The sequence below is a fragment of the Collinsella sp. genome, assembly GCF_052346665.1.
Classification (GTDB): domain Bacteria; phylum Actinomycetota; class Coriobacteriia; order Coriobacteriales; family Coriobacteriaceae; genus Collinsella.
Window position 1 is genome coordinate 1 of the sequence record NZ_DAWDUX010000014.1, and the last position, 9234, is coordinate 9234.

9 protein-coding genes are annotated in these 9234 nt (G+C 64.7%); 5 read left to right on the forward strand and 4 right to left on the reverse strand.

All coding sequences use genetic code 11. The features are described 5' to 3' along the window. Nucleotides 1–63: 63 nt before the first annotated feature. From ACT8II_RS03805 to ACT8II_RS03815, 3 genes are read right to left on the reverse strand one after another with little or no spacing between them, the layout of a single operon-like run. On the reverse strand, nucleotides 64–477 hold the full coding sequence (locus ACT8II_RS03805; RefSeq protein WP_118652834.1) for an FHA domain-containing protein: 414 nt from the start codon (nucleotides 475–477) through the stop codon (nucleotides 64–66). A 2-nt stretch (nucleotides 478–479) separates the two neighbouring features. Continuing rightward, a complete protein-coding gene (locus tag ACT8II_RS03810) occupies nucleotides 480–1484 on the reverse strand; it encodes an FhaA domain-containing protein (RefSeq protein ID WP_118652836.1) in 1005 nt (334 codons plus the stop codon). Beyond that, a complete protein-coding gene (locus tag ACT8II_RS03815; protein WP_443813022.1) occupies nucleotides 1481–3391 on the reverse strand; it encodes a serine/threonine-protein kinase in 1911 nt (636 codons plus the stop codon). The genes ACT8II_RS03810 and ACT8II_RS03815 overlap by 4 nt, the downstream gene beginning before the upstream one ends. A gap of 509 nt (nucleotides 3392–3900) precedes the next feature. On the opposite strand from ACT8II_RS03815, the gene ACT8II_RS03820 reads away from it, so the two are divergent. The 5 genes from ACT8II_RS03820 (at nucleotide 3901) to recR (ending at nucleotide 7943) form a co-directional block, all read left to right on the forward strand. Then, nucleotides 3901–4086: a hypothetical protein gene (locus ACT8II_RS03820; RefSeq protein ID WP_302743139.1), complete on the forward strand. Its 186-nt coding sequence runs from the start codon at nucleotides 3901–3903 to the stop codon at nucleotides 4084–4086. A 49-nt stretch (nucleotides 4087–4135) separates the two neighbouring features. Then, nucleotides 4136–6571: a DNA polymerase III subunit gamma/tau gene (gene dnaX / locus ACT8II_RS03825; RefSeq protein WP_443813023.1), complete on the forward strand. Its 2436-nt coding sequence runs from the start codon at nucleotides 4136–4138 to the stop codon at nucleotides 6569–6571. Nucleotides 6572–6618: 47 nt separating this feature from the next. Next, a complete protein-coding gene (locus ACT8II_RS03830; RefSeq protein WP_317440541.1) occupies nucleotides 6619–6870 on the forward strand; it encodes a hypothetical protein in 252 nt (83 codons plus the stop codon). A 9-nt stretch (nucleotides 6871–6879) separates the two neighbouring features. Continuing rightward, on the forward strand, nucleotides 6880–7206 hold the full coding sequence (locus ACT8II_RS03835; protein ID WP_118652842.1) for a YbaB/EbfC family nucleoid-associated protein: 327 nt from the start codon (nucleotides 6880–6882) through the stop codon (nucleotides 7204–7206). Between the two features lie 140 nt (nucleotides 7207–7346). Beyond that, nucleotides 7347–7943: a recombination mediator RecR gene (recR, locus tag ACT8II_RS03840; RefSeq protein ID WP_294122745.1), complete on the forward strand. Its 597-nt coding sequence runs from the start codon at nucleotides 7347–7349 to the stop codon at nucleotides 7941–7943. A gap of 444 nt (nucleotides 7944–8387) precedes the next feature. On the opposite strand, the gene ACT8II_RS03845 is transcribed toward recR, so the two are convergent. After that, nucleotides 8388–9110, reverse strand: coding sequence for a hypothetical protein (locus ACT8II_RS03845; protein WP_443813024.1), 723 nt, complete (start codon nucleotides 9108–9110; stop codon nucleotides 8388–8390). Nucleotides 9111–9234 lie beyond the last annotated feature (124 nt).

The window sequence follows — 9234 nt, forward strand, 5'->3', positions numbered from 1 at the left end:
CGCGGGGGAGCTCTTCGTCAAACACTTCGTCCACCCCGCGTGAAGTGTAGTCCCGCTCGTCGGTCATCGGCGATTCACCTTCATGACCACGTCTCCGATTTGGACCTCATCGCCCTCGCGCAGGGTGGCGGGCTCCTTGAGCGCGCGTCCATTCACGAGCGTGCCGTTGAGCGAGTTGAGGTCCTCGATCACGAGCGCGGGCCCCTGCAGCGAAAAACGCGCATGGCTCGCCGAGACAAAGGGCTCGTTCACGCAGATGTCCGAGCTGGGGGAGCGGCCCACGATGACGGGGCCGAGGATGTCCATGTGGATGCCGCGGATGCCGCGCGGGCCCTTGTCGACGTCGATGGTCCAAATGGCGGAGTCGCGACGCTGGCCGCGCACCAGTCCCACACCGGTCTTCATGACGGCGAACAGGAAGATGTAGAGCAACACGATGAGGACGATGCGCCCCGCGAACAGGAAGATGTCAATCACGGCTAGCCCCTAAACTCGAAGGTGCTGAGGCCAAAGGTCAGCAGGTCGCCGGTGCGCAGCGGGCAGCGCGAGACACGGCGGTTGTTGACGAGCGTGCCATTGGTGGAGCCAAGGTCCTCGATGGACCAGTCGCTTCCGGTGAAGGCGAGCTGGGCGTGGCTGCGGCTGACGTTGGGGTCGCGCAGGACCACATCGGCAACGGAGCGCTCGCGGCCCACGGTGGCTCGGGCGCTCGTGATCTCGTACGTGTCGCCGGTCACCACGTCCACGAGCTGGGCGAGCGGACGGGCGGGCGCGGAAGGACGGGACGGCGCCATGTGCGCCCCAGCTGCCGCTGCGGCAACCCCGGCAGCACCGGTTGCGGCTGCAGCGCCGCCCAGGCCGGCGATCTGCTCGCGCGTCATGGTTTTGGGAACGGGAATGGGGGCCGCGAGCGGGTCGGGCACAGGCGAGTCGGCTGCGAACGGGTCGGGTTGCCCCGCGATCCCGGCGGCCGCGGAAGCACCCATCTCGGCGTCGGCGGCGAGCGGTGACAGCGCGGGTTGCGAAACGGGGGATGGGGCCGGAGTCCTGGATCCGAACGCATTCGCGCCGCCCTGCTTCCCCCCGTTGAGGAACGCACGCTCCTCTTCATAGAGGCGGGCGAGGGTGGGGGCGTCCACGTTTTCGGCGAACACGGAGAACTTGCCCGCCTTGAGGGACGGGTCGATCATAAAGCGGACGAGCGGGGAGCCCGAAAAGCGGTAGCGTTTCTTCTCGGCCTGCGCCTTCACGAATTCGGAAACCTCGCGTGCGAGCTGCGCGTAGTACGGTGCGAGCAGCGGGTCGTCGTCGGCGGAGATGAGGACGGTGTACAACGCGGGTGCGGTGTCCACGCCGTTGATCACGAGCGTCTGGTCCTCCATCTCGCGAGCCGCCTGCTTGGCGAGCTTCTTAAAAGAGAACGGAGCTTGCGCTGCGCCAAAAATGCCGGCAACGCGGTCCTCGAAGATATTCAGGAAGTTCACGAGCGATCACCTTCCGGGGTTTCTCGTTTGTATCCAAGCAAATACACGCATATCCAAACGATTATAGAGGATAGGCACCCAAGTCCCACAGCCTCGGCGACCTCGAGGGGCGGCACGCTGGCAATTTCCATAGGCTGTGCAAGATAGCGCAACACAACGGAAACCACGGGAAGCAGCAGGTACAGGATGGTTGTGAGGCTGGTAGAGCGGCTGTCTTGTCGCGCCTGACATGCGCGGTCGAGCATCCAGCTCGCTCCCGCCGCCCCCGCCGAGAAGCCCGCGGCGGGGATGAGGAACTCAAGGGAGAACAGGGCTCGTGCGGCCATGTCGAGGGGCAGCGCACCGCCAGCGACGTGCGCGGCGATAAGGAGGCGCGCGAACGCAAGGCCACAGGCGGTGGATGTGGCGGCGTGGGCGGGCGCAAGGAAGAACGCGGCGAGCGCAACCACGACGGGCGCTGCGAACAAGGTGCTCCCGCAGGTCAGCGTGCATGCCGCGGCAACGGTGAACGCCATGGAGGAGGCGGGCTGCAGACGGCCCCACACGAGCCACCAAGCGCTGAACAGGGCAAACGAAAGGATGGCGACGGGCAGCACCGAGAGCAGGGGCGTGTTGTTTAGGATAAGCATGAGCCAGCCGCCCGCGGCGAGAGCCGATCCAATCTGCGGGGCGAGCGCCGCGCCGGCGCCTATGCCCATTGCGGTGAGCGCGCGTACAAGTGGGTCGGCGATCCCCAAGTCGCCCAGGAGCGTCCAGGACGTTACCGCGACTGCGGCTCCGCTGATCGCCCCGAGCGCGTAAAACCGCGCGCGGGGTGTGCGGCTGCCCAGGTATCCTTCTGCGGGATCGAGCTCCCAGGCGCGAGCCGCCTCTTGCGTCTCGCCCCCTTGCTCCTCTTCTTCGTCCGAGGTCAGGCGGGCGATGATGCGCGCCAGACTTCGACGTCCCTCGCGCGGGTTCCCCAAGCTGGCCAAAAAGAGGTCACCGAACTCACCCACGTCCGCCATGCGGTCGCAGGCGTTGGGCGCGAGGGCGCAAAGCAACGCGTCCTCAGCGGATTCGGGGATGTCGGGGAGCAGGTCGCTGGGGTAGATCACGCCCTTTTCGATGTTCGCGAGGGAGTCCGCCGGCGTGCCCGCCCGGAATGGGGTCGCGGCGCAGAGCGATTCGTAGAGCACGGACGCGAGGGCGAATATGTCGCTGCGCTCGTCCACGACCTCGCCGTTGAGTTGCTCGGGGGGCATGTAGCCAATGGTGCCGCCGCGCGCTCCGCCGAACCCCGCGGCGCTCGCGAGTGTTGCCATGCCAAAATCGGCCAGCTTGACGTGGCCGCTGTGGTCGATAAGCACGTTCGCCGGCTTGATGTCGAGGTGGAGTACGCCGTTCTCGTGCGCGAAGGACAGCGCCTGGACGAGGGCATCGGCAATGCAGGCCGCCTCATCGTACGTGAGTGAGTGACCGTCGACCTGCGCGAGGAACTCCTCGAGGCTCATGCCGTCGACGTACTCCATGACCAGGTAGGCATAGGCGCTGTCGTAGGTGAAATCGATGACCTGCACGATGTTGGGGTGCTGGAGCATGCTCGCAGTACGGGCCTCGGCCAGCGCGGTCGCGGTGGTTTCGGTGGAGACGCGGTTGTAGGGGGAGGCGAGCGGCATGCGTTTAATGGCGACGCGGCGCTGCAGGCGCCCGTCGAGGCAGATCTCGACACTGCCAAAGCCGCCCGCCGCACGTGTTTGCAGGGGGCGATAGCGCTTAAGCAGGGCGGATGCGGCGGACCCCGCCGGGGGCGGCGGGGCAACGTGCACGCCGCCGAGTCCGTGGCGCTGCGACAGTGGTGCCCCGCCGGGTGTAAACCCATTGCCCGCGTGGTCGCTCGCGGGATAGCCCGCTTTGGCGCCGGGCACCGCGGTGGGCCCGTGAGATGCGGGTGTTCCTGCCCCGGATCGGGGCGATCTGTGTGGGGAGAATAGCGGCATGGCCATCCTTGGTGCGTTTGAGCTGCGTTCACGGCCGTGGCCGGTTGATGTAGGTCGAATTTTACCACGCGTGCAGGCGGGAGTATCCGTTCCACCATGCGGGAGTGCCCGGAATCGGGCGATTTTGTAACGAGAATCCGAACGCCCCGAGTAGACGGGCGTTTTGAACAACAAAACCCCAGCTCGCAGGAAGCCGAAACAGGCGTCTACTCGACCCCGCGGCAAACTCGTTACAAAATCGCCCGATATCGGGCATGCGCCTCCTCGGCGGGGCCGCCGCTGCGCCCCTGGGCACCCGCGCGGACGCAAGACGGTATGATTGATGGAGCGATTCATCATCAGCGGGTCGAGCCCCACCCGTGCCGTCGCCGCGTCCGTCCTGCGCTCGCGAGCGGGGAGGTAAAAGGGGAGAGAAGGGGGCGCCTTGCGTGGAGAACATGGATCGACTGACGGCGTTTGACCAGTTCGCTGCCGATGTGCGGCGTGAGCTGGACGAGACGGCTCGTCATATGGAGAAGCTTCGCGCGGAGAACAGGGTAAAATCCGCCACATACAAACAACTCTTCGCGATTCGGTCGACCTTAAAGGAGATCGATCGTCGTCTTGTCGAACACGGGCTGTAGCCTCGTCGCTTGCGTGTCTGTGCCCGAAACGCCGTAAAGGAGGCGCCTTATGGAGTCGCTGTACAGGAAGTATCGTCCACTCACGTTTGAAAGCGTGGTTGGCCAGCAACATATCGTCTCCACCCTTGAGCACGCGGTGGCCGAGGGTCGTCTTTCCCATGCGTACTTGTTCTGTGGGCCGCGTGGTACCGGCAAGACCACCATGGCGCGCATCCTCGCCAAGGCTCTACTGTGCGAGAAGTCCGACGCCGCCCGTGCGCAGGGCGCCTCGGGCTGCATGCCGGATGGCACGTGTCCCGAGTGTGAGGCCATTGCGGCGGGAACCCACCCCGATGTGTATGAGCTGGACGCCGCGAGCCGCACGGGCGTCGACAACGTGCGTGAGGAGATCATCAACTCGGTGAGCTTTGCGCCTGTGCGCGGCGCGTACAAGGTCTACATCATCGACGAGGTCCACATGCTCACGACGGCGGCGTTCAACGCGCTGCTCAAGACGCTCGAGGAGCCGCCGAGCCACGTGATCTTCGTGCTATGCACCACCGATCCGCAAAAGATCTTGGAAACCATTCTCTCGCGGTGCCAGCGCTTTGATTTCCACCGTATCTCGAACGAGGATATCGTGGGACGTTTGCGGTATATCTGCGAGCGGGAGGGTTTTGTCTTTGACGACGAGGCCCTCGATATTGTGGCAAAGCACGCACGCGGAGGCATGCGCGACGCTCTGTCCACGCTCGAGCAGCTCTCGGTATTCGGCGATGGCTCGGTACGTGCGGACGACGCCCGCGCCCTGCTGGGCGAAGTCGCGTCGACGGTCCTCGCCGAGTTTGCCTGCAAGATGGCCGTGCGCGACACCGTCGGCCTGTTCGGGCTGGTTCGTGCCCAGGTCGACGAGGGTAATGACCTGCTGGAGCTCACGCGCGACCTGGTGGCGCACATGCGCGATGTCTATACCGCAGCGATCGCTGGCCCCAAGACGGAGCTGTTCGATGGGACACCGGAGGAGGTCGCCGCGCTGGTGGAGGAGGCCCGCCTGTTTGGGAGTGCCGATCGCCTTGCTCGCGCGTTGACCGTTCTTGACGATGCGGCCCTCGAGATGCGCAGTGCCTCCGATCCGCGCTTGGTCCTGGAGATAGCCCTCACAAGGCTCGCTCGTCCCGAGTCCGACTTGACGCTGGAAGCCCTAGCCGAGCGCATCGTGCGATTGGAGGCCCAGATTGCCGCCGGTGTTCCGAGTACGCCGATGGGGGCAGAGCAGCTTGCCTCGATGACGGGGACAAGGTCTGTCGCGCAGGCGGCGTCGGCCAAGGGGGGCGTCGCGCCCGCGCGTGGGGAGATGCCAGCGGCGGCTATGGGGCGAGGCCAGAGAACCGGCGCCCAAGCCGCTGCCTCGAGACCGGCCCCCGATCCTGTCACGGCATCGGCTGCGGCACCCGCTGCGACACCGGTGCCCCCTGCTGCTGCGGCGCCTGCTGCCGCGGTTCCCGCTGCTGCCACGATGCCCGCCGCGAATTCGGCGTCTGCCCAGGTGCGTCCCGCCACTGCTGAGCCCTCCGCCTCGCCCGTCCCAACCTGCTCGACAAATCCCGAGCCCGGTGCGACTGTCAGCTCGGCTTCAGACCGCACAGCACCCGTTACGGCTCAGGTGCCTGGTGCGAGCGTGAGTTCGTCCGCGGCGTCGGCGACTGGCGCTCCCGCAGTGAAGACGACTATTTCCGCCGAGTCCCAGCCCCATATGGCTTCATGCGCCGTCACGCCCCCTGCCGCTGACGCCGGCGAACTGCAGCGTCGTTGGGCGGATGCGGTCAAGCGCGTCACGGCAGAGCAGCCCTCTCGCGGTGGCTTGCTGCAGAGCTCTCGCGCGGTGAGCGATGACGGCGAGACGCTTACGATTGGATTCCCCAAGGGTTCAACCTTTGCGCTCAAGATGATCACCCGGCCCGATTCGGCGCAACTGGTCATGCCCATCATCTGCCAGGTGTTCGGCAAGCGTTCGGTGACGTACGTGATGGAGGGGGCCGCCGCGACAGCGCCGGCGCCAAAGGCCGCATCCGCTCCGGCGGCGACGCAGGGCACGGCGGCCGCGCAGCCCACGTCGGCTCCTGTTCAGGGCCGGACCGATGCCTCGGCGCAGCCGGCATCTGCTCAGTCCGCGCAGACGGTCGACCAGGTGAGTGGTCCCACCGTCTTGCCCGAACGCGACATCGAGGCCGACCGTAGGGCGTGGGAAGATGAGCAGGTCCCGTACGACGACGCGACGATAGCCTCGTATGCCGATGAGGATGAGCTGCCGCCGTTCGACGTCCCCGCGCAGCCCGCGGTACCCCCGCAGCCCGCAGTCTCCGCGACATCTGGGCGGCCCGCCGCAGCTCAGAAGCCCGCGGCTACCGCTCCCGCCGCCGGCGACGCCGCCTCTGCACCCGCTGCCGATGCCGTCGACGCGAAAGAGGTGCTCCAGAACATCTGGGGCAACGTCGTCTTCAAGTAGTTCGGTCGCCAGGGTCGTCCTGCAGCTAAGGTACTCATGCTGCGAGGGTGGATTCGTCGAAAAATCTCCTGCTTTCATTAGGAAAAATCGACGAAGTTGCCCTCGAGAGCGCAGCCGTGGTCGAGACCGAGACTGGGGTAGAGGCCGAGACCGCAGCTGTGGCCGCAGGCGTGATCGCGGCAGAGACCGTGACCGCGTTTGTGGCCGCGCCTACGGCCGCCTCCCGCGGCGGCTGCGGTCCCCCGTGGTACCATGCCCTTGGACTATTCGCCTGCGGGAATCGCAGGAGGCTTGAGTAAGGAGAACCCATGGCCGGAATCAACATGCAGCAGCTCATGAAGCAGGCCCAGCAGATGCAGAAGAAGCTCGCCGAGGCCCAGGAGAGCATGAACGAGGTCACCGTTGACGCCAGTGCCGGCGGCGGCATGGTCAAGGTGACCGTGGACGGCAACATGCAGCTTCAGTCCGTCACCATCGACCCCGACGCGCTCGATCCCGAGGACGTTGACATGCTCCAGGACATGATCGTGGCGGCCGTGAACGAGGCCTACCGCGGCGTGGCCGAGATCGCCAACAAGCGTATGAGCGCCGCCACCGGCGGCATGGGCACAGGCATGCCCGGCATGCCTTTTTAGCATCTGTTGAACTTGAGGCAGAGTGTGCATTTTGGAGTCCGTCCCCAAAATGCACACGGCCCTCTTTGTGCAAATTGGAGTCCGTCCCCAAGATGCGCGCTCCGGACGCACGCCGCTGTGGAACGATTTTGGATTGAAGCATGAGTGCCGATCGTAGCCTTCAAATACTCCTCGACGAGCTGGGACGCCTGCCGGGTATTGGCCCCAAAAGTGCCCAGCGCATCGCCTACCATCTGCTCGAAGCCGACGTCGAGGAGGCGCGCCGCCTGGCCGATGCCATCCTCATGGTCAAGAACGAAGTGCATTTTTGCAGTCGGTGCTTCAATTACGCTACCGACGACGAGTGCGCCATCTGCGAGGACATGTCCCGTGAGCGCGACCGGATCTGCGTGGTGGGCGAGCCCCGCGACGTGACCGCCATCGAGCGGACGGGAAGCTACCGCGGCCTCTACCACGTGCTCGGCGGCGTGATTAGCCCCATGGACAAGATCGGCCCCGAGCAGCTGCATGTGCGCGAGCTCCTCGCTCGCCTGGGGAGTGAGGACATCGAAGAGGTCATCATCGCCACGAACCCCAACATCGAGGGCGAGACCACAGCGAGCTACCTCGCGCGCACCATCAAGCCACTGGGGATCACCGTCACGCGCCTGGCCAGCGGCTTGCCCGTGGGCGGCGACCTCGAGTACGCTGACGAGCTCACCTTGGGCCGCGCTATCGAGGCCCGCCGGGCGTTGTAGAAGTGGGCTAATCGTTGTCGCGTGCAGGGAGTCGGGCATTGGGAGGCACAAAATGTCCGGATGCGCACGCCGCACACGCCAAGACGACTTTCTGGAAGTCCAATCTGCGGGCATCCATCCAAAAACCCGCTATACGTGCGCCCGCGCTTTGGCGTGGATACGGTGTCGATCTGCGGTGCCGGGCGGCTTTGCGGCGCTTCGATGTTCCAAGTACGTTCAATTTTTGGCTTACCCTGAGTACGGAATGAATGCGGCCTATCAAAAGCGAAGGTAGAGGTGTCGCCTTAAACGGGCCGAGTTCCGGTGACAGCCAAATTGAACGTACTTAGCAGCAAGCGATACGAAAGTCCTCGAGATTTCACGTGCAGGGTCTGCTTGACGGGTGCAGTTTTTCGTGCAGGCACCTGGCCATGCCCGCCCCGATCGATGCTTGGCGCGGCCATGCTAAAAGGGCGTATTCCAGCTGGTGAATAGGCGGTATCGCAGGTTGGTTTCCATCTGGTGCATGCGGGCATCCAGAACCGGGGGCTTGGTGCCCAGCAAATGGGCAATATGGGCGCAGACGGCGTGGTACTTCTCTGGATTGAAAAGCTGGTCATAGGTAAGGGGCAGGACTTCGATCCCCATGGTTTGCAATGCGGCCATTCTGTCCGAATCCGAGATGAAGGACTCGTATCGGTCATGGACCAGACCACTTTGACACTCAATATCCAGCGGACGCCCCGAGGTGGTGTTTTCGAAAAAGAGGTCTCCGTAACAGCAGCGGACTCGTCCCGAGAGGAGACGCGCGTCGCTAGTGAGCTTAATTTCCTTGTTGTTCTCGAGCCCCTTGAACCCTTGGCCTCCGAGTTTTGGCGGCAGCGAAAGTAACATAGTGGCTTGCACCTCAAAGGGAGACGCGCATATTCCGGTGACCAGCTTGGCGCAGCGAGCGAAGCGCGCTCCGCAACGATACGTGCGCACTTCGTTGGCAAAGGAGGAGAGCTCCTCGATTGCAACAAGAGGCCTGCGGCTCCAGAGTCCGCTTGGCCTGCCGTCGGCTTTCTTAACGGGCCGCCATTCTTCGAAGAAACGTGCGCCCGCCGAGCGTGCCGTTTCGAGTGCGGCGCACAACTCCTCGGTGGGTGCGAAAAGCGAAAACGTACCGCACAGCTCATACATTGCCATGAGGAGACGCACATCGGAAACATGCGGAATGCGGGCGAGTGTCAGAAGGGTCATGAGGGGCGAGGTGACTTGGAGGTCAGAGCCGTAGTTCTCGATTGCCCCAAAGGGGAGATCGCCAAGCCAG

What these genes read in the sequence shown, in the direction of transcription:
- ACT8II_RS03820 (WP_302743139.1), top strand. Translation starts at nt 3,901, where the DNA reads ATGGATCGACTGACGGCGTTTGACCAGTTCGCTGCCGATGTGCGGCGT.
- dnaX (WP_443813023.1), top strand. Translation starts at nt 4,136, where the DNA reads ATGGAGTCGCTGTACAGGAAGTATCGTCCACTCACGTTTGAAAGCGTG.
- ACT8II_RS03835 (WP_118652842.1), top strand. Translation starts at nt 6,880, where the DNA reads ATGGCCGGAATCAACATGCAGCAGCTCATGAAGCAGGCCCAGCAGATG.
- recR (WP_294122745.1), top strand. Translation starts at nt 7,347, where the DNA reads ATGAGTGCCGATCGTAGCCTTCAAATACTCCTCGACGAGCTGGGACGC.
- ACT8II_RS03845 (WP_443813024.1), bottom strand. Translation starts at nt 9,110, where the DNA reads ATGGCAATGTATGAGCTGTGCGGTACGTTTTCGCTTTTCGCACCCACC.